The following is a 20,316-nucleotide window of genomic DNA, read 5'->3' on the forward strand; positions in this document are numbered from 1 at the left end:
GTGGAGTTTAGAGGAACAAGCCCGGGCCGGGGCGACTTCCTTCGGGGAATCTGACGCCCACTTTACCGATCTTGTTCCCTTCCATGACAGCGACGGTCCAAATGGTGTTGTTCCATTCCACCTGGTCACCGACTACCGGGGCACCGCCCACTTTCTGGGCAATGAAGTGGCCGAGCGACATGTCCGGATCGATGCCTTCCACTTTCAACCCGTACAGCGCCGCAACCGCGGCCAGTTGGGCGTCTCCTTCGAGTACGAAGTCGCCGAAGAAGCGCAAATCGAGGCCCCGTTGCGGTGCCTGGCTGAAGAGTTTTCCGAGGGCCGGAAGGTTGTGTTCATGGCCGATTACGCACAGCAAGTCGTCGACTTCGAGCACCGTACTACCCGACGGATGGAGGAGTTGCTGGCCCCGAAACAGGGCTGCAATGCGGGTGCCTTCGGGCATTTTCAGTTCGCGAAGGGGTGAGCCGATGCACCATTTCTCAGCACCGAGGCGATAAACGAACAGCTCCCACTCACTGGTGACGTGGACTTCCAGGGCGGCGCGGGAGATCGGTGCCGGCTCCGGCGGAACGGTGACTTTCAAAAGCTTCGCCACCCATGGCAGGCTCGTGCCCTGCACCAGCAACGACACCAGCACGATAAAGAAGGCGAGGTTGAAATAGAGCTGCGCGTTGGGCAGGCCGGCCATCAGCGGGAACACCGCCAGAATGATCGGGACCGCGCCGCGTAGCCCGACCCAGGAAATGAACGCCTTCTCGCGCCCATGGAATGCCTTGAACGGCAGCAGGCCGACGATCACCGACAACGGCCGCGCAAACAGAATCATCCACAGCGCCAGGCCCAGGGCGGGCAGGGCAATCGGCAACAGGTCGTGGGGTGTTACCAGCAACCCCAGCACCAGGAACATGCCGATTTGTGCCAGCCACGCCATGCCATCGAGCATGTGCAAAATGCCGTGGCGGCTGCGCACAGGGCGATTGCCGATGACCAGGCCGCACAGGTAAACCGCCAGGAAGCCGCTGCCGTGCAAGGCGTTGGTCAGGGCAAACACGACCAATCCGCCAGCAATGACCAGGATCGGGTACAGGCCGGTGGCCAAGTGGATACGGTTGACCAGTTGCAACATGACCCAGCCGCCGCCCAGACCGATGACAGCGCCGATACCGAACTCACGCAAAAAGTGCCCGAGCAGGCTCCAGTGCAGACCGGACTGGCCGCTGGCGAGCATGTCGATCAGGGTCACGGTGAGGAACACCGCCATCGGGTCGTTGCTGCCGGACTCGATTTCGAGGCTGGCGGTCACCCGTTCGTTCAAGCCTTTGCCGCCAAGCAGCGAGAATACCGCCGCGGCGTCGGTGGAGCCGACGATAGCGCCGATCAGCAGGCCTTGAATCAGGTTCAGGTCGAACAGCCACGCGGCGGCCATACCGGTCAGCCCGGTGGTGATCAACACCCCGACCGTCGCCAGCGACAGCGCCGGCCATAACGCCACGCGGAAGCTGGAAACCCGGGTGCGCAAGCCACCGTCGAGCAGGATGACTGCCAGTGCGAGGTTGCCGACCAGATAAGCCGTTGGGTAGTTATCGAAGATAATGCCGGCGCCATCGACGCCGGCCGACATGCCCACCGCGAGGATGATCACCAGAATCGGGATGCCAAGGCGCGATGAAAGTGAGCTCACCAGAATGCTTGCACCTACCAGCAACGCGCCGATCAAGAACAGGCTGTTGATGGTCGTCGCATTCAAAGGCAGTACTCCAGAAAGCTAAAGGCGGGCGCAAACTGACCATGCAGTCTGCGTGCCAGCGATTCTAACCTGTTGAAATGTGATGCTGTCAAAAAGCTTTTTGCAGAGGGGGGGCGCAAGGACAGTGATCGTTCCCTCGCTCTGCGTGGGAATGCCTCAACGGACGCTCCGCGTCCGCTTTTTGGGACGCGGAGCGTCCCGGGCTGCATTCCCACGCGGAGCGTGGGAACGATCAACATCCCCTCTCCACAGGGTTGTTAGAGGCTAAACCGCCCGACCATGTTGTTCAGGTCCAGCGCCAATCGCGACAACTCATTGCTCGCGGCACTGGTCTGGTTGGCCCCGGTCGCCGACTGCACCGACAGATCGCGAATGTTCACCAGATTGCGGTCCACTTCACGGGCCACTTGCGCCTGCTCTTCGGCCGCGCTGGCGATCACCAGGTTGCGTTCGTTGATTTCGACGATTGCACTATTAATAGTGTCCAGCGACATGCCAGCCCCACGAGCGATGTTCAACGTCGACTCGGCGCGCTCGGTGCTGTTGCGCATCGAATCCACCGCGTGCTCGGTACCGCTCTGGATGCTGCCGATCATGCGTTCGATTTCGCTGGTCGACTGTTGGGTGCGATGCGCCAAGGCACGAACCTCGTCCGCGACCACGGCAAATCCACGACCGGCCTCACCGGCACGGGCCGCTTCGATGGCTGCGTTCAATGCCAGCAGGTTGGTCTGGTCAGCCAGGCCGCGAATCACGTCCAGCACTTTGCCGATGTCACGGGACTCGTTGGCCAGGTCGCCGATCAGGGTAGCGGTGCTCTGCACGTCGGCGCTCATGCGTTCGATGGCGCTGACGGTTTCCTGCACCAGGTCACGGCCATCACCGGCAGAGGTGGTGGCATTTTTCGAGGCTTCGGACGTGCTGACGGCATTGCGCGCGACTTCTTCCACGGCGCTGGTCATTTCGTTGACCGCGGTGGCAGCCTGTTCGATTTCGTTGTTCTGCTGGGTCAGGCCACGAGCGCTTTCGTCGGTGACGCTGTTGAGCTCTTCAGCGGCGGACGCCAGTTGCGTGGCGGAACCGGAAATCCGTTGCAGGGTGTCGCGCAGCTTGTCCTGCATCTTCGACATGGCCAGCAGCAAGCGGCCGGCTTCGTCCTCACCATCGACGGTGATCGGGCGGGTCAGGTTGCCCTCGGCAATTTCTTCGGCAGCGCTCAGGGCGTTGGCGATCGGCTTGGTGATGCTGTTGGTCAGCAACCAGGCGAAAAGAAGGGTCAGGCCACTGGCGATGACCAGCAACGTGATCACCAGATTGAGGGACGTCGTATACTGCTCACCGGCACGCGTGTCGGTTACTTCTATCTGTTGGGTGTTGATCTCAAGCAACTTCGCGAGGGCTGAGTTGACTGCTTCGGAGTTGGAGAGTAATTCGCTGTTGAGCATGGCGCGCAGTTCGTCGACCTGGTTGTTGCGCGAGAGCGTCTTCATCCGGTCTTCGAGTTGGCGATACTGCGCCAGCAACTGCACGTATTGATCGTAAGCAGCGCGTTCCTGCGGGCCGTCGATCAGCGGTTCGTAGACTCGTTGAGCGTCGCGGATCTGCTGATTACGCAGTTCAAACAGCTCGAAAGTTTTCTGCTGCACATCAGGTTCGCGGTTAACCAGCAAACGATAGGACAGCACTCGCAGGCGCAGGGTCAACTGAGTGAACTCGTCGAGGCTCTTGATGCTCGGCACGCTCATGGAGGCGATGTCTTCACCCGCACCGCGAATCTTGCTCATCTGGTTCAAGGCAAACACACCCAGAATCAGCATCAGGCCGCCAATCAGGGCAAAACCGAGGAACGCCCGTGGCGCGATATTCATATTACGAAGGGACATGGTGTTTACCGAAAAGAGCGCATTCGTGCGGCGCTGAGACTGACGTATGGATGACTTATCGGTCATACGACTAAAGTCTTGAGGCCCTGCGCGTTTTTGTCGCACAAACGCTTCGGCGACGAAGTGCAGGAACCAGATCCGCCAATCACAGTCTTTAAAGTTCGCGAGGACGGTCGCCCGCCAGGAAAATCAAGGCTTTGCGCCCCAATACCCCTGGCATCCGTGGTGACTTTTCTTTATCGTACGCGCCCTTTGAAAATGCTCGGAAAATCAAAATGTTGGAAGCATCCCTAAGCCAATTGGAACAGCTGGTCAGCGACCTGGTGCAACAGAACCAGACCCTGCTCGGCAGCAACCAGACCCTGAGCGCAGAATTGGCCCAGGCCAAGGATGAAAACGAAAGCCTGCAACTGAGCCTGATGGAACAGGAAGAGAAACAAGGTGCCACCGCTGCACGCATCCAGGCCCTGGTTGAGCGCGTCAGCGCCGGCCCGGTCAGCGCATGAATCACGGCTCCGCAGGGGTAAAAGTCGTCTCGATCCTGGGGGAGGACTATTCGATCAAGGCGCCGGCCGGGGAAGAGCAAACCCTGCTGGACGCCGCGTTAATGCTGAAGGCTGCCCTGGCTGACACCAAAAGGAAGTACCCGACGCTGATCGGTGACCGCTTGCTGGTATTGGCCGCGATGAATCTGTGCTCCCAGCAGATCGAAATGCAGAAACAGCACAAGCAGGAACTCGACCGTTACCAAGAGCAAGTCAGCGCCACGGTTGAAGTGATTTCCAAGACGATCAATCAGGCCTGATCGGCTTTGCGCACAACCAAAGAATAAATTGTCGCTTGCGTTGTATACAATCGGCACGGCTGTTGCAGTGTTTCAGCCTCTTATTCTTTGGGGGTGCTCCATGCAGTTCTGGCGACGCAGTATTCAATGGCAGTTGATCCTAAGCATGGGCACCGCCCTGCTGGTCAGTATCCTGATCGTGGTTGGCATTTATACCCTCGTGGTCAACCGTCTCGCCGAGCGCTATCTGGTCGAACAAGCGCTGCCGTCGAGCATCGAAGCGATGCGCAACGACATCGAGCGAATCCTCGTTCAACCCCTCACCGCCGCCAAGGACATCGCCAGTAACAGCATGGTGCGCGACTGGCTGGCCGGGGGCGAAAACAGCGCCCAGACCGATACCTTCGTGGAGTATCTGGAAGGCATCCGCGCCGAGCACAAAGCCTTTACCGCGCTGATCGTCGGCACGGCTTCAAACCACTACTTCAATGAAAAAGGCCTGGACCGGACCCTCAGCCGTTCCAACCCCAAAGACGCCTGGTTCTATTCGTTTCTCGACAGCAACCAGCCGCGCACCCTCAATATCGACAATGACACCGCGACCGGAGAGTTGGCGCTGTTCATCGACCTCAAGGTCGAGCAGGCCGGCAAAGTCGTGGGCGTTGCCGGGCTTGGCCTGAGCATGAAAGAGCTGTCGGAGCTGATCCACAACTTCAACTTCGGTGAGCGCGGCAAGGTCTATCTCGTACGTTCCGACGGTTTGATCCAGGTTCACCCCGAGGCTCAGTTCAGCGGCAAACGCACGTTGGCCGAACAGATTGGCGCCCCGGCAGCGCAAGCGGTCATGGCTCAAAAAGCCGCCACCAGTAGCAGCTTTATACGCGAGGGCGAAGATTTCCTGGCATTGAGCCTGCCGTTGCGGGACCTGGGCTGGACGCTGGTGGCCGAAGTGCCGCAGTCGCAGATCTACGCTGAAGCCCGCCGCGCGATGTGGATGAGCAGCGGCATCGGCCTGGCGGTGGCGCTGGTGTGCCTGATGCTGGTGGTGTTGTTGGCCCGTGGCTTGGTGCGGCCGATTCGTCAGGTAACAGCGGCGCTGGTAGCCATTGGTAGCGGTGGTGGAGATTTGACCCACTGGTTAGATTCCAGCCGCGCCGATGAACTGGGTGACCTGGCTCGCGGCTTCAATCGATTCCTGGAAAGCCAGCGCGACATGATCGGCGAAGTGCTGACCACCAGCGAGCGTTTACGCACGGCCGTCGGCCAAGTGGCGCGGGTGGTGGACAACACCGCCGAACGCTCTGGCCGCCAACAGGAAATGACCGACATGGTCGCCACCGCCGTCCACGAAATGGGCCTGACCGTGCAGGAAATCGCCCAGAACGCCGGCAACGCCGCGGTGGCTTCACAAACTGCCCGGGATGAGGCGATGCAGGCGCGGGAAGTGGTGGGCGGGTCGATCCGGCATATTGAAAGCATGTCCGATGAAATCGGCCTCGCTGCCAGCGCGGTGGGCGAGTTGGCCAATCAGGTGGCATCCATCGATCAGGTGCTGGCAGTGATTCGCGGGATTTCCGAGCAAACCAATTTGCTCGCGCTCAACGCGGCCATCGAAGCGGCGCGGGCCGGGGACATGGGGCGTGGGTTTGCGGTCGTAGCGGATGAGGTGCGCACGTTGGCGCGGCGCACGCAGTCGTCCACTGATGAGATTCAGCAGATGATTGGCAGCCTCAAGCAAGGCGCGGAGAACGCAGTGTCGTCGATGCATTCCGGGCAAGCGGCGACCGGCACGGGCGTCGAGTCGAGCCAGCGCACCGGGGTGTCGTTGACGGCGATTACCGGCCAGGTGGAGCGCATCAGCGACATGAACCATCAAGTGGCGGCGGCAACGGAAGAGCAGTCGGCGGTAACGGAAGAGATCAACCGGAACGTGCAGGGGATTTCAGATCTGGCCCGTGCCACCGCCGGGGAGGTCAGGGCTTGCCGTGAGGACTGTCAGACATTGCAGCGCTTGGCCGATGATCTGGCGCGGCAGATGGGTAGCTTCAAACTCAGCTGACCGATCGTTCCCACGCTCCGCGTGGGAATGCAGCCCGGGACGCTCTGCGTCCCATTGGAACGCGGAGCGTCCCCTGAGGCATTCCCACGCAGAGCGTGGGAACGATCAGTGAGAGGGTGTCAGAACCATTCATCCTGCATCGTCAGGCACACATCATCCCGCGCCTCAAGAATCGCCAGTTCATGCTGACAACCCGGCACTTCCCACGTCAGAAAATACCGCGCCGCCTGTAGCTTGCCTTTATAGAAGCTCACATCCGCCGCATTCCCTTTGGCCAACCCTTCCTCAGCGCGAATCGCCTGCTCCAGCCAGCGCCAGCCAATCACCGTGTGCCCGAACACTTTCAGGTACAGCGCCGAGTTCGCCAGGCTGCTATTAACCTTGCCTTGCCCCAAATCCGTCAGCAGGCCAATGGTCACCGTTTGCAGGCGCGCCACCAGTTTCTCCAGCGGCTCACGCAGCGCGGTTAACGATTCATGCGCTTGAGCGCGTTCGGCGGTGTCGGCAATCAGGCGGATCAATTGCTTGAGCCCCGCACCACCGTTCTGCGCCAGTTTGCGGCCCAGCAGGTCCAGCGATTGAATGCCGTGGGTCCCTTCGTGGATCGGGTTCAGGCGGTTATCGCGGTAATACTGCTCCACCGGGTATTCGCGGGTGTAGCCATGGCCGCCGAGTATCTGGATCGCCAGTTCGTTGGCCTTCAGGCAAAACTCCGACGGCCAGGATTTGACGATCGGCGTGAGCAAATCCAGCAGTTCATGGGCCTGTTTGCGCTCGGCTTCCGTCTCAAGGGTCGTGGTGTCGTCAAACAGCCGCGCCGCGTACAACCCCAGGTCGAACGAACCTTCGACGTAGGCTTTCTGGGTCAGCAACATGCGTTTGACGTCGGCGTGTTGAATGATCGCCACCGGTGCGGTGTTCGGGTCCTTGCTATCCGGCACGCGACCTTGCGGACGTTCGCGGGCGTATTCCAGGGAATACAAATACCCGGCGTAACCTAGCATCACCGCGCCCATGCCGACGCCGATCCGCGCCTCGTTCATCATCTGGAACATGTAGCTCAAACCGTGATGTGGCTTGCCCACCAGGTAGCCGACACACTCGCCGTTATCGCCGAAGTTCAGCGCGGTGGAGGTGGTGCCGCGCCAGCCCATCTTGTGGAACAACCCGGCCAGCAACACATCGTTGCGTTTGCCCAGGCTGCCGTCATCGTTGACCAGAAACTTGGGCACGATGAACAGCGAAATGCCCTTCACCCCGGCCGGTGCGTCCGGCAACTTGGCCAACACCATGTGCACGATGTTTTCCGACAGCGGATGATCCCCGCCAGAGATAAAGATCTTGTTGCCCTTGAGGCGATAGGTGCCGTCAGACGCAGGCTCTGCGCGGGTACGAATATCCGACAGCGACGAGCCAGCATGCGGCTCGGTCAGCGCCATGGTGCCGAAGAAACGTCCGTCGATCATCGGTTGCAGGAAGCGCTGTTTCTGCTCCTCGGTGCCGAAACTTTCGATCAGGTTCGCCGCGCCCATGGTCAGGAACGGATAAGAAGTCGACGCCGCGTTGGCTGACTGAAAGTGCGCAAAGCACGCTTGGGACAGCAGCGTAGGAAGTTGCATGCCGCCGGCATCGAAACTGCGCGCTGCGTTGAGGAAACCGGCTTCAAGGAAGGCGTCCACCGCCGGTTTCACTTCCGGAATCAGAATCGCCTGACCATCCTCGTAGCGCGGTTCGTTCTCGTCACCCTTGCGGTTGTGCGGGGCGAAGAACTTCTCGGCGATGGTGCGGGCGGTGCCGATGGCGGCGTCGAAGGTCTCGCGGTTGTGCTCGGCGAAACGCTCACGCTGGGTCAGGCCCTCGGCATCGAGGACTTCATACAGCTCGAAAGCCAGATTGCGGGAACTGAGCAACGTCTCGGACATGGCGGCCTACCTTTTTTTGGAATGGACCGAGTCTAGGCGTGGGGAGGGCGGGCTGAACAGGATGATTGATGAGCGTGATGGTGGAGCAGCGCAGCGACTTAGCGGGCGACACAAGCAACTGTGGGAGCGGGCTTGCCCGCGATAGCGCCAGACCAGCCAACATCATCAGTGACTGATACATCGCTATCGCGGGCAAGCCCGCTCCCACAGGGGTTTTGCAAACCAGGCACCCATTGCGGATGCCCGGTCTTATTGCGGTTTAACCGATAGTCATCAGGCTGGCATTACCACCCGCCGCAGCAGTGTTAACGCTCAACGCCCGCTCGATCACCAGACGCTCCAGCGCAATATTGGTTTCGCCCTGCGACAAACCATGAACCCCGACAATCGCGCCGGCACGCTTGGCCACTTGCTGGCAGACCGCACGCAGCTGATCGGAATGGCCGTGATGCAGAACCGCATCAAACAGCACTTCGTCCTTGCTCCAGTCGGAAACCAGTTTGATCTTCGCCTGAATGTCCTTCGGCAGACGTGCGAACAACGCCTTGCTCAATTCAGCTTCCGGCCATACCGCCGAACCACCGACGGCCAATACCGCCGCCAGTTGCGTCAGCAGATCACCTTCGACTTCCGCCAGGCACAGCACATGTTCGCGCGGCAGGATGGCGTAGCTGTTGCGCTCGCCGGTCGGGCCCGCCAGAAGACGAGTGATCCCGCTTTGCGATTGCGCCGCGAACTGCACGCAAAGGGTGCTCAGGTCGGTGAACTTGTTGCTGTCGGCCCAGGCTTTCAGGGCTGTCAGCGGCTTGCTCATGGCATCACGCAGACGAACGTCCGGTGCTGCGATGGCATCACCGCGAGCGAAGGATTGTTCGATTGCATCGGTAGGACGTGTCGACAACAGACGGTACAGGTACAACGGACCACCGGCTTTCGGACCTGTACCCGACAGGCCTTCGCCACCGAACGGTTGCACGCCGACCACAGCACCTACGATGTTGCGGTTGACGTAGACGTTGCCGGCGTTGACGTTGTCGATCACCTTGGCGATGGTCTCGTCGATGCGCGTGTGTACGCCCAGCGTCAGGCCGTAACCGGAGGCGTTGATCTGACCGATCAGCTGATCGATGTCTTTGCGCTTGTAGCGAACCACGTGCAGCACCGGGCCGAAGATCTCCCGTTGCAGTTCGTCGAAGCTTTCCAGTTCGATCAACGTCGGCATCACGAAGGTGCCGCGTTTGACTTCTTCGGTGTTGGCGATTGCCACCTGGTAAACGCTGCGACCTTTATCGCGCATGCCCTGGATGTGCTTCTCGATACCGGCCTTGGCTTCGGCGTCGATCACCGGGCCGATGTCCACCGACAGGCGTTCCGGGTTACCGAGACGGCATTCAGCCATGGCACCTTTAAGCATTTCGATGACACGGTCAGCGGAATCTTCCTGCAAGCACAGCACACGCAGCGCCGAGCAACGTTGACCGGCGCTGTCGAAGGCCGACGATACGACGTCGATCACGACTTGTTCGGTCAGTGCCGAAGAGTCGACGATCATCGCGTTCTGGCCACCGGTTTCGGCGATCAACGGAATCGGACGACCCTGAGCATCCAGGCGACCGGCGACGTTGCGTTGCAGCAAACGAGCGACTTCGGTGGAACCGGTGAACATCACGCCTTTGACCCGATCGTCACCGACCAGACGAGCGCCAACGGTTTCGCCACGGCCCGGCAGCAGTTGCAGCACGCCTTCCGGAATCCCGGCTTCGAGCAGCAAACGTACGGCTTGAGCAGCCACCAGCGGAGTTTGTTCCGCAGGTTTGGCCAAAACCGGGTTGCCGGCAGCCAGTGCCGCAGCGACTTGGCCGCTGAAGATGGCCAGCGGGAAGTTCCACGGGCTGATGCACACCACCGGACCCAATGGACGGTGGGCGTCGTTGGTGAAATCGTTGCGCGCCTGCACCGCGTAGTAACGCAGGAAGTCCACGGCTTCACGCACTTCGGCGATGGCGTTGGCGAAGGTCTTGCCCGCTTCGCGAGCCAGCAGGCCCATCAGCGGCTGGATTTCGCCTTCCATCAAATCAGCGGCACGTTCCAGAATCGCGGCGCGCTCGGCGGGCGGAGTGGCCTGCCAGATCGGTGCAGCGTTCAGGGCGCACTGGATCGCGTTATCGACGTCTTCGACGGTCGCTTCCTGTACGTGGCCAACCACGTCACGCAGATCCGACGGGTTCAGCACTGGCGCAGGGGTTTCGCTGCTGGACGCGCAACCGAGCATCGGCGCGGCTTTCCAGTGGTTATGAGCGGTTGCCAGCAGGGCGCAGGACAGCGAAGCCAGACGATGTTCGTTGGCCATGTCGATGCCGCTGGAGTTGGCGCGCTCGGCACCATAAAGATCACGCGGCAGCGGGATACGCGGGTGTGGCAGGCCGAAGCCGCCTTCCAGCGTCGCCATCTGCTCGATGCTGGCCACTGGATCGGCCACCAGCTCCTGGATCGAAATAGACTGGTCGGCAATGCGGTTGACGAACGAGGTGTTCGCACCGTTTTCCAGCAGACGACGTACCAGGTAGGCCAATAGTGTTTCGTGAGTACCAACCGGTGCATACACGCGGCACGGACGGTTCAACTTGCCTTCGGAAACTTTGCCTACAACCTGTTCGTACAGCGGTTCACCCATGCCGTGCAGGCACTGGAACTCGTACTGGCCGGGGTAATAGTTCTGACCGGCGATGTGGTAAATGGCCGACAGGGTGTGGGCGTTGTGCGTGGCGAATTGCGGGTAGATGACTTCCGGCACCGACAGCAGTTTGCGTGCGCAGGCGATGTAGGAAACGTCGGTGTACACCTTGCGGGTGTAGACCGGGTAGCCTTCCAGGCCTTCGACCTGGGCGCGCTTGATTTCGCTGTCCCAGTACGCGCCTTTTACCAGGCGGATCATCAGGCGATGACGGCTGCGACGAGCCAGGTCGATCACGTAATCGATCACGTACGGGCAACGCTTTTGGTAAGCCTGGATCACGAAACCGATGCCGTTCCAGCCGGTCAGTTGCGGCTCGAAGCACAAGCGCTCCAGCAGATCCAGCGACAGTTCGAGGCGGTCGGCTTCTTCGGCGTCGATGTTCAGGCCGATGTCGTATTGCTTGGCCAGCAGGGTCAGCGACAGCAGGCGCGGGTACAACTCGTCCATCACGCGCTCGTACTGCGCACGGCTGTAACGCGGGTGCAGTGCCGACAGCTTGATGGAAATGCCAGGACCTTCATAAATCCCACGACCGTGGGACGCTTTGCCGATCGAGTGGATGGCTTGTTCGTACGAGGCCAGGTACTTCTGGGCGTCGTGCTCGGTGAGTGCGGCTTCACCCAGCATGTCGTAGGAATAGCGGAAGCCTTTGGCTTCGAACTTGCTGGCGTTGGCCAGGGCTTCGGCGATGGTTTCGCCGGTGACGAACTGCTCGCCCATCAGGCGCATGGCCATGTCGACGCCCTTGCGGATCATCGGCTCGCCGCTCTTGCCGATGATGCGGCTCAAGGACGATGTCAGGCCGGCTTCGTTGTGGGTGGCGACCAGTTTGCCGGTCAGCAGCAAGCCCCAGGTGGCGGCGTTGACGAACAGCGACGGGCTGTTGCCCAAGTGCGGGTGCCAGTTGCCGGTGCTGATCTTGTCGCGGATCAATGCATCACGCGTGCCTTTGTCCGGGATACGCAACAGCGCTTCGGCCAGGCACATCAGGGCCACGCCTTCCTGGGACGACAGGGAAAATTCCTGCAACAGGCCCTGAACAATTCCGGCACGGCCGCCGGCGCTTTTCTGATTGCGCAGTTTTTCGGCAATCGAGGCGGCGAGCTTGTTGGTGGCTTCGGCCATCGAGGCTGGCAGGCGAGCCTGCTCGATCAGCATCGGCACCACTTCCGGCTCAGGGCGACGGTAAGCGGCGGTGATCGAAGCGCGCAGCACCGATTGCGGCAAGATGCTTTCGGCGAACTCCAGGAAGCACTGATGCGCGTGATCGACGTGGATCTCGCCCGCATCGTCAACTTCCTTGCCATTCAAACCGTTCAGCTCGGACAGGGTTGCACCACCCTCGAGTTTTTCCAGGTAATTGAAAATTGCCTGCTTGATCAGCCAGTGTGGCGTGCGATCAATCGAGGTCGCGGCGGCCTTGAGGCGCTCGCGGGTCGGGTCGTCAAGTTTGACCCCAAGGGTGGTGGTAGCCATATTTTTATCCTCATGTTTGCCACGACCGCGTGGCATCAGCTGGCGGCAAGATTAGCCGCGCAACCGTCGAGGTGCAACCGGGTGCAACCCTTTTTTTGTCGGAATAATACGCAGCTCGTCAGGAAATAAATTCCGGTACGAACGTACTGCTCCTGCTTGGTGCTTTTGCTTCTAGTAAACCGCCAGGACTGCGCTAAAAGGGAGCAAAAACAGGCTTTTTTCAAGTAAATCCGACTAGGTGCAACTTATTCGCTCGAAACTGGTTGCACCTTATTTACTTTGTTGAATAGCATTCGCGCCCAAGGTGCAACCGGTCAAAAAAGACAGGTGTACCGGCTGATGGCTTTCCTGGGGAAACATCAGTCATTAAATGCGCGGGCCCGGAAATCGTCTGAACGAACATTGTCGTTTGTCGGCGCTTTCACACTCTGCCGCTACATAAAAACAAAGCCAGGGCATCACTCAAATGAGCGTAAGCAATCCAACACTGATCACGTTCGTGATCTACATCGCAGCAATGGTGCTGATCGGCTTCATGGCCTATCGCTCCACCAACAACCTTTCTGACTACATTCTGGGCGGTCGCAGCCTGGGCAGCGTCGTGACTGCATTGTCCGCCGGCGCCTCCGACATGAGCGGCTGGTTGTTGATGGGCCTGCCGGGCGCTATCTACATGTCCGGTCTTTCCGAAAGCTGGATCGCCATCGGTCTGATCATCGGTGCTTACCTGAACTGGCTGTTCGTCGCCGGCCGCCTGCGCGTGCAGACCGAGCACAACGGCGATGCGCTGACCCTGCCGGATTACTTCTCCAGCCGTTTCGAAGACAAAAGCGGCCTGCTGCGGATCATCTCTGCGGTCGTGATCCTGGTGTTCTTCACTATCTACTGCGCGTCCGGCATCGTGGCCGGTGCCCGTCTGTTCGAAAGCACCTTCGGCATGTCCTACGAGACTGCGCTGTGGGCCGGTGCTGCGGCGACTATTGCCTACACCTTCGTTGGCGGTTTCCTGGCAGTGAGCTGGACTGACACCGTACAAGCCACCCTGATGATCTTCGCCCTGTTGCTGACGCCGATCATCGTGCTGCTGGCCACTGGCGGCATCGACACCACGTTCCTGGCCATCGAAGCGCAAGATCCAAGCAACTTCGACATGCTGAAAAACACCACCTTCATCGGCATCATCTCGTTGATGGGCTGGGGCCTGGGCTACTTCGGTCAGCCGCACATCCTGGCGCGATTCATGGCGGCGGATTCGGTCAAATCGATCGCTAACGCTCGCCGCATCTCCATGACCTGGATGATCCTGTGCCTGGGCGGCACCGTGGCTGTAGGCTTTTTCGGTATTGCCTACTTCTCGGCAAACCCTGCCGTGGCCATGCCAGTGAGCGAAAACCACGAACGTGTGTTCATCGAACTGGCCAAGATCCTGTTCAACCCATGGGTTGCCGGTGTACTGCTGTCGGCCATTCTGGCTGCGGTGATGAGCACCCTGAGCTGCCAATTGCTGGTGTGCTCGAGCGCACTGACCGAAGACTTCTACAAAACCTTCCTGCGTAAAACCGCTTCCCAGGTCGAGTTGGTCTGGGTTGGTCGTGCCATGGTGTTGCTGGTTGCCTTGATCGCTATCGCATTGGCCGCTAACCCGGAAAACCGTGTGCTGGGTCTGGTCAGCTACGCCTGGGCTGGTTTCGGTGCTGCTTTCGGTCCGGTTGTCCTGATCTCCGTGATCTGGAAAGACATGACCCGCAACGGCGCACTGGCCGGCATCCTGGTCGGCGCGATCACCGTGATCGTGTGGAAACACTTCGAACTGCTGGGCCTGTACGAAATCATCCCTGGTTTCATCTTCGCCAGCCTGGCGATCTACATCGTCAGCAAACTGGGCGAGCCTACCAAAGGCATGCTTCAGCGCTTCGCCGCTGCCGAGGCAGATTTCCGCCTGAACAAGTGATGGGGATGAGCTGATGCTCTGACCTTTCGCCGAACATGAAAACGGCCCGTTTCCTTATGGATGCGGGCCTTTTTTTTGCCTACGCAAATCTCGAATCCTTGCGCATACCCCTGTGGGAGTGAGTCTGCTCGCGATAGCGCCGGGTAAGCCGATATCAATGTTGAATGATTAACCGCTATCGCGAGCAGGCTCACTCCTACAGGGGAGGGTGGTGGTCTTGAAGGGAATGTCTGTAGCCAAAACAACTGTTTTCTGAAGGGGACGTCTTCAGAACTAGTAGGGCAAATCTGATTTCCCCGCCCCTCCATCAATACCCCTTGTCGCTCATGCAGAATCGCCCGCCTTCATTCTGCAGAGACACATCGGATGTTCGCTCCTGCCAATCAACCGCGTTTCACGTTGACGATCGACGGCGTCCAGACTGAGCTCAAGGTCCTTGAGTTCACGGGCACGGAAGCCATCAGTCAGCCCTACCGTTTTGATCTGGAACTGGTCAGCGAACGGCCCGACATCGAACTCGAAAGCCTCCTGCATCGGCAGGCATTCCTGAGTTTTGATGCTCAGGGTTCCGGCATTCATGGTCAGATTTTTCGCGTTGGCCAAAGCGATTCCGGCCAACGCCTCACGGGCTACCAAATCAGCCTCGTGCCGCGCCTGGCCTACCTCGGCCAGCGCATCAATCAGCGGATTTTCCAGCACAAAAGCGTGCCGACGATCATCGCGCAAATCTTCAAGGACCACGGCATCCAGCGCGATGCTTTCGAGTTTCGACTCGGCAGCGATTACCCCGAGCGTGAGTACTGCGTGCAATACGCGGAAAGCGATCTGGCTTTCATCCAGCGGCTGTGTGCCGAGATCGGCATTCATTACCACTTTCAGCACAGTCTCGACGGGCACCTGCTGGTGTTTGGCGATGACCAGACGGTTTTCCCTCGGCTGCCCGAGCCGACGCTCTACCTGCCGGGCAGCGGCATGGCGGCGGATGCGCCGGCCATCAAACGTTTCAACGTGCGACTGGAAACCCGGACGACAGCCGTCACCCGTCGCGACTACGACTTCAAAAAACCTCGCCTGCAACTTGAAAGCCGCCTCGACAGTGAGCTGCGACCGGTGCTCGAGGATTACCACTTTCCTGGCCAATTCACCGACCGCGAACACGGCAAGCATCTGGCCCAACGAGCACTCGAACGGCACAACGCCGACTTCCGTCAGGCCGAAGGTCGTGGCGACGAATCGGCTTTGGTCAGCGGGCATTTCCTACACCTGGCCGAACACCCGCATCAGGCATGGAATGACCTGTGGTTGATCACTGAAATTGAACACCATGGCCGTCAACCACAAGTGCTGGAAGAGTCGGTTACCAGCGACGGCCCGGATGATTTCCAGGGCTATCGCAATACCTTCCTGGCCACACCGTGGGACGTTTGGTTTCGCCCTCCACTCGGGCCGGAAAAGCCGCGCATGCTCGGCTATCAATCTGCCGTGGTCACCGGCCCGACCGACAGTGAAATCCATTGCGACGAGTTCGGTCGGGTCAAGGTTCAGCTCGCCTGGGACCGCGACGGTCAGCTCGATGAACACTCCAGTTGCTGGCTGCGCGTCGCCACCGGCTGGGCGCACGACCGTTATGGCAGCGTGATGATCCCGCGAGTCGGCATGGAAGTGCTGGTGGGGTTCGTCGACGCCGATGCCGACAAACCGCTGGTGATGGGTTGCCTGCCCAACGCCGCAACCCCGGTGCCGCTTGATCTGCCCGCCGACAAAACCCGCAGCATTTTCCGCAGCCAGAGCAGTCCCGGTGGTGGCGGTTACAACGAATTGCGCATCGAAGATCGCAAAGGCGCCGAGGAAATCTACCTGCGCGCCCAGCGAAACTGGACTCAGCACGTACTCAATGATCAACAGGTGCAGGTCGATAACGCCCGCAGCATCGTCGTCACCGGCACCGCTCGCCATGAGCTGAAGGCCGACGAGCAACGCATCACCCATGGCCAGCGCCAGACCGAAGTGAAGCTGGACGATCACCTGGTGGTGGTCGGTGACCGACACATTCGGGTGACCAGCCAGGCGTTGAGTGCCAGCCAGCAATTCCATGTCAGCGCTGGTCAGCAAGTGGTGATCGACGGCGGCGCCAGCGCGACGATTCAGGCAGGCGGGCAGTGGATCAACATCGGTCCCGGCGGGATCTTCAGCAGCGTGCCGATTCAGGTGGGTGGTGCACTGATGCCGGCCATGGCGGCTGCGCCTGCCTTGCCGGATACGCCGTTGAAACTCGCCGCCGCACCGGCCGCGCTGCTGAGTGCCGCACAGATTCTGAGCCTGAAAAGCGACGCGCCGTTCTGTGAGGAATGTGAGCGTTGCAAGGAGGGTGTCTGTGCAGCCTGATGCCTTGTCACCCCACGCCTGGTTGGATCGCCAACCGCTCAAACCTTCCGAGCAGTTGTTCGCGGTTTTCAGCAGCGCGAGCGCCGCTGAACCGTTCAAAGCCTGGCAGCGTTCGATCTCCGCTCAAGCACCCAGTCCGATCTGGGCCGGCACCGCTTACGCCGAGTGGGAACCGGTAATGCCCTATGTCGGAATCGTCGCTGCGGGTAGTGAGTTTCTGCAGTGGGTCGCCAACACCGAGTTTCGCGATTGGGGTTGGCTGGTGGTTTCTTCTGCCCCTCAGGAGGTGTTGGTCGAGCATCTTTGCAGCCTCACTCAAGTCCTTTTGCCCAACGGTCATGCGGTGTTTTTCCGTTTCTGGGACGGGCGTTATTTGCTGCCGATTCTTAGGTCAGCCGAGGTTAACGCTACGCAGTTAATGCCTGTGATCGGGCGCTGTTTGATCAATGGCCAGCCGCTCGAAATTGGTGGTCATGCGCTGAAAGCTTCTCGTGTTTTTCCATGGTGGGAAGTTTCCGAATCATTGCTCAAACAGCTCGCCGAAGAGTCCGCAACAACCCGCATCAACAACTTGGTGAAGTGGCTGAGCGAGGAACGCCCTGACCTTTACGAGGCGTTCTCCGAAAGCGTTTTGCGCCACAAAGTCGCGATCTTTCTTGAAACGCCCGACCTGCCTCAAGCACCCAAAACAGCCTTGGTGGACTACCTGATGGCGGAGCTGAACTGATGGATCAGATCGTACGGATCGAGCAGGAACTCGACGGTTTTAAAGACACCTTGAGTCTGTATCGCCAACAACTTGGTGGCTTCTTAAGCAGGAATGCGGACAAAGTCAGCCGAGCTACGGACATGCCCTCGCTGATGGACATGGAGCGGCTCATAAAACTGGGTAATACCACCACCGCGGTGAGCAGTCGTGATGATGATTTTTTCTCCAGTCTTGCGCAGTGCCCCAAGAGCGGGATTCTGGAGATCGAGAGCAAGTTCGAGTCGGTTTACGACATTCCGCTGGGGAATATTCAGGTCGATGTGATTGCTTCTGATGGCGGCAAGTCGACGCCTGTAACACTCGATAAAAACGGTAAAGGGCAGTTCGAAGGCACTCCCGGCAAGTTCTATCGCGTTCATGTTCGGAGCGAAGTCACTGCGAAACAAATTGATGAGCTTTTCTCCTCTTACGACGGCCTGACCCAAGAGCTGGAAGTCTGGCTGCGCAAAGAGTGGGAAGGGTTTAAGCCGCAATGGTCGCAGCAATCGGCATCAGCTTCACTGGCGGCGGTGGGCAATGGAATGCTCGCGGGGAGCTGGGCGGCGGTCGAGGCTGTTTGGGATGGCATCGGTGAACTTACCGACATCCTGAAAGACCCCAACGCTTTTGCCGAGAAGCTTGGCGAAAGTGCTGGGCAACTTGCCGGTCTGGCCGTAACCGCCCCCGACCTGATGGAAAAAGCCATGTTGCTGGCCAGCGACGAGGCGGCGCTGTGTTTGTTGATGCGTACCGCAGTGCTATGGCTTGAAGCATTGCCACCTTCGCAACTTGCCGGGTCCTCGGCGGAAGCCATTTCCAAGGTCGTGGTTGGCTTGGTTATCGATTTGTTGATTGGCCTGGTGCTGAGCGTGGTCGGGGTGGGAGTTGCCTGGCTCGCGGTGCGATTAAAGAAGTACAGCGCGCAGATTTATGAGGCCGCGATGGGCTTCGTGAAGTCGATGGTCACGATCATCAGCAACTTCATGGCTTACGTTGATCGCTATAAAACAGTTGCCGCACGGGGTGTGGCGGCGGGGCTCAAACAAGGTCGAATGCAACTGCGCTGGAATGGCCGCAAGAACACCACGCTGAAAAAAGACGAACACCACGACGACGCCCCGGATCAAGCGAAAAACCCCAACGGCGACAGCGTCGATTCCGTCGATAAAACCGCGACCAACAAATGCCCGGTGTCGATGGTCACCGGCGAAGAACTGCTGACCCTGACCGACGGTGCGCTGGACGGGATTTTGCCGTTCGAGTTCACCCGGCTCTATCGCACCAGTGCAGTGGAGATCGATTGCGGGCTGGGGTTTGGCTGGAGTCATTCGCTGTCGCATCGACTGGAAATCGACGGCGACAGCGTTATCTGGATCGACCACGAAAACCGCCGCACCACCTTCCCGCTGCCAACCAGTGAACGCCCGGCGATTCACAACAGTCTGTCGCGGGCGGCGATTTATCTGGGTGACGAGCCGGAAGAACTGATCCTCGCCCAGGCGGGGGAAAAATCGCGGTTTTTCCATTTCCGTGCCGGGCGTCTGACGGCGATCAGCGATGCCTACGGCAATCGGCTGACGGTGCAACGGGACATTTCTGACAGGATCAAACGCCTCGACAACGGCGCCGGGCGCTCTCTTTTGTTGCGCTATGACCGCAGCCATTTGCTCGCCGTCGACTATCAGCGTTTTCAGCCCGCCGACACCCTGGAAGACGCCTGGCGTACCGAACAAACACTGGTTGCCTACCGCTACGACGCTCGCCATCGCTTGATCGAAGCCACCAATGCCGCTGGCGAAAGCGAGCGCTACGACTACGACGATCAGCACGTCATCCTGCAGCGGCAGTTGGCCGGTGGCGCGAGTTTCTTCTGGGAGTGGGAAAGGTCCGGTAAGGCGGCCCGATGTGTCCGGCATTGGGCGTCGTTTGCGCAGATGGACGCGCGTTACGTCTGGGACGACCACGGCCGTGTGCGGGTTAAAAACGCCGACGGCAGCGAAGAGGTTTACGAACACGACGACCGGGCGCGGCTGGTGCGCAAGGTCGGGCTGGACGGCGGCGAACACCTCAAGGCCTACGACGACCACGGTCGGCTGCTGGCCGAGCAGGACCCGCTCGGCGCCGTCACCGAATACCGTTACGACGAAGTCGGACGGCTGATCGCGCTGATTCCGCCGGAAGACGAGCCGACGGCCTACGAATACCGCAACGGTTTCCTGCAGGCGCGGTACCGCGGTCAAGCGGTGTGGACATACCAGCGCAACGCCCAGGGCGACATCACCGAAGCGAGCGACCCCGACGGCCAGGTCAGCCACTATTACTACGACGACAAAGGGCAACTGCTGTCGATCCGCTACCCGGACACCAGCCGGCACGTGTTCGTCTGGAACGCCCTGGGCCAACTGCTCGAAGAGACCTTGCCGGACGGCGGTCGGCGGCGCTTTTCCTACGATGCGCTGGGGCGGCAGCTTACCCGTCAGGACGAACATGGCGCCGTCACCCGCTACCAGTGGGATGCCGTCGGCCGACTGCTCCAGACCATATTGCCTACCGGCGCCAGCCGCGCGTTCAGCTACAACGCCTACGGCAAGGTCACCGCCGAACGCGATGAACTGGGTCGC

General features: G+C 59.9%; 11 protein-coding genes and 1 pseudogene. 8 read left to right on the forward strand and 4 right to left on the reverse strand.

The genetic code is table 11. The features are described from left to right. Window positions 1–7 precede the first annotated feature (7 nt). Together AC3WP4_RS19630 and AC3WP4_RS19635 are read right to left on the reverse strand one after the other, a co-directional pair. Complete coding sequence (locus AC3WP4_RS19630) at window positions 8–1,750, reverse strand: potassium/proton antiporter (RefSeq protein ID WP_074872993.1); 1,743 nt, start codon at window positions 1,748–1,750, stop codon at window positions 8–10. Between the two features lie 257 nt (window positions 1,751–2,007). Next, window positions 2,008–3,633 carry a methyl-accepting chemotaxis protein gene (locus AC3WP4_RS19635; RefSeq protein WP_102615657.1) on the reverse strand — a complete coding sequence of 542 codons (1,626 nt, stop codon included), beginning with the start codon at window positions 3,631–3,633 and terminating at the stop codon, window positions 2,008–2,010. Window positions 3,634–3,908: 275 nt separating this feature from the next. Between AC3WP4_RS19635 and AC3WP4_RS19640 the strand changes: the two genes are divergently transcribed. From AC3WP4_RS19640 to AC3WP4_RS19655, 4 genes and pseudogenes are all read left to right on the forward strand, one after another. After that, complete coding sequence (locus AC3WP4_RS19640; protein ID WP_074872998.1) at window positions 3,909–4,139, forward strand: hypothetical protein; 231 nt, start codon at window positions 3,909–3,911, stop codon at window positions 4,137–4,139. Beyond that, entirely contained in the window at window positions 4,136–4,438 is a 303-nt protein-coding gene (locus tag AC3WP4_RS19645) for a cell division protein ZapA (protein WP_074873001.1), read from the forward strand. The genes AC3WP4_RS19640 and AC3WP4_RS19645 overlap by 4 nt, the downstream gene beginning before the upstream one ends. Before the next feature lie 145 nt (window positions 4,439–4,583). Further along, window positions 4,584–5,609 (forward strand): annotated as a pseudogene (locus AC3WP4_RS19650) (HAMP domain-containing protein); the annotation flags it as partial. Between the two features lie 135 nt (window positions 5,610–5,744). Next, entirely contained in the window at window positions 5,745–6,476 is a 732-nt protein-coding gene (locus AC3WP4_RS19655; RefSeq protein WP_404942673.1) for a methyl-accepting chemotaxis protein, read from the forward strand. Window positions 6,477–6,595: 119 nt separating this feature from the next. On the opposite strand, the gene AC3WP4_RS19660 is transcribed toward AC3WP4_RS19655, so the two are convergent. Continuing rightward, entirely contained in the window at window positions 6,596–8,398 is a 1,803-nt protein-coding gene (locus AC3WP4_RS19660) for an acyl-CoA dehydrogenase (RefSeq protein ID WP_102615655.1), read from the reverse strand. A gap of 259 nt (window positions 8,399–8,657) precedes the next feature. Next, complete coding sequence (putA, locus tag AC3WP4_RS19665; RefSeq protein WP_102615654.1) at window positions 8,658–12,611, reverse strand: trifunctional transcriptional regulator/proline dehydrogenase/L-glutamate gamma-semialdehyde dehydrogenase; 3,954 nt, start codon at window positions 12,609–12,611, stop codon at window positions 8,658–8,660. Between the two features lie 466 nt (window positions 12,612–13,077). Here putA and putP point away from each other — a divergent pair, with 466 nt between their 5' ends. The 4 genes from putP to AC3WP4_RS19685 all read left to right on the forward strand — a co-directional run. Next, window positions 13,078–14,562 carry a sodium/proline symporter PutP gene (putP, locus tag AC3WP4_RS19670; RefSeq protein WP_074873014.1) on the forward strand — a complete coding sequence of 495 codons (1,485 nt, stop codon included), beginning with the start codon at window positions 13,078–13,080 and terminating at the stop codon, window positions 14,560–14,562. 366 nt (window positions 14,563–14,928) lie between these two features. Next, the gene (locus AC3WP4_RS19675) at window positions 14,929–16,947 is read left to right on the forward strand and encodes a type VI secretion system Vgr family protein (RefSeq protein WP_102615653.1); all 2,019 of its coding nucleotides are present in this window, start codon (window positions 14,929–14,931) and stop codon (window positions 16,945–16,947) included. Next, window positions 16,937–17,674: a DUF4123 domain-containing protein gene (locus tag AC3WP4_RS19680; protein WP_102615652.1), complete on the forward strand. Its 738-nt coding sequence runs from the start codon at window positions 16,937–16,939 to the stop codon at window positions 17,672–17,674. Before AC3WP4_RS19675 ends, AC3WP4_RS19680 begins: the two co-directional genes overlap by 11 nt. Then, window positions 17,674–20,316: DUF6531 domain-containing protein (locus AC3WP4_RS19685; protein WP_492606848.1), on the forward strand; the 2,643-nt coding region annotated here is incomplete at its 3' end. The genes AC3WP4_RS19680 and AC3WP4_RS19685, both read left to right, overlap by 1 nt.

The sequence above is a fragment of the Pseudomonas sp. FW305-20 genome (assembly GCF_058788075.1).

Excerpts from the sequence above, each read along its gene's own strand:
- AC3WP4_RS19635 (WP_102615657.1), bottom strand. The coding sequence starts at position 3,633 with ATGTCCCTTCGTAATATGAATATCGCGCCACGGGCGTTCCTCGGTTTT.
- AC3WP4_RS19640 (WP_074872998.1), top strand. The coding sequence starts at position 3,909 with ATGTTGGAAGCATCCCTAAGCCAATTGGAACAGCTGGTCAGCGACCTG.
- AC3WP4_RS19645 (WP_074873001.1), top strand. The coding sequence starts at position 4,136 with ATGAATCACGGCTCCGCAGGGGTAAAAGTCGTCTCGATCCTGGGGGAG.
- AC3WP4_RS19655 (WP_404942673.1), top strand. The coding sequence starts at position 5,745 with ATGGTCGCCACCGCCGTCCACGAAATGGGCCTGACCGTGCAGGAAATC.
- AC3WP4_RS19660 (WP_102615655.1), bottom strand. The coding sequence starts at position 8,398 with ATGTCCGAGACGTTGCTCAGTTCCCGCAATCTGGCTTTCGAGCTGTAT.
- putA (WP_102615654.1), bottom strand. The coding sequence starts at position 12,611 with ATGGCTACCACCACCCTTGGGGTCAAACTTGACGACCCGACCCGCGAG.
- putP (WP_074873014.1), top strand. The coding sequence starts at position 13,078 with ATGAGCGTAAGCAATCCAACACTGATCACGTTCGTGATCTACATCGCA.
- AC3WP4_RS19675 (WP_102615653.1), top strand. The coding sequence starts at position 14,929 with ATGTTCGCTCCTGCCAATCAACCGCGTTTCACGTTGACGATCGACGGC.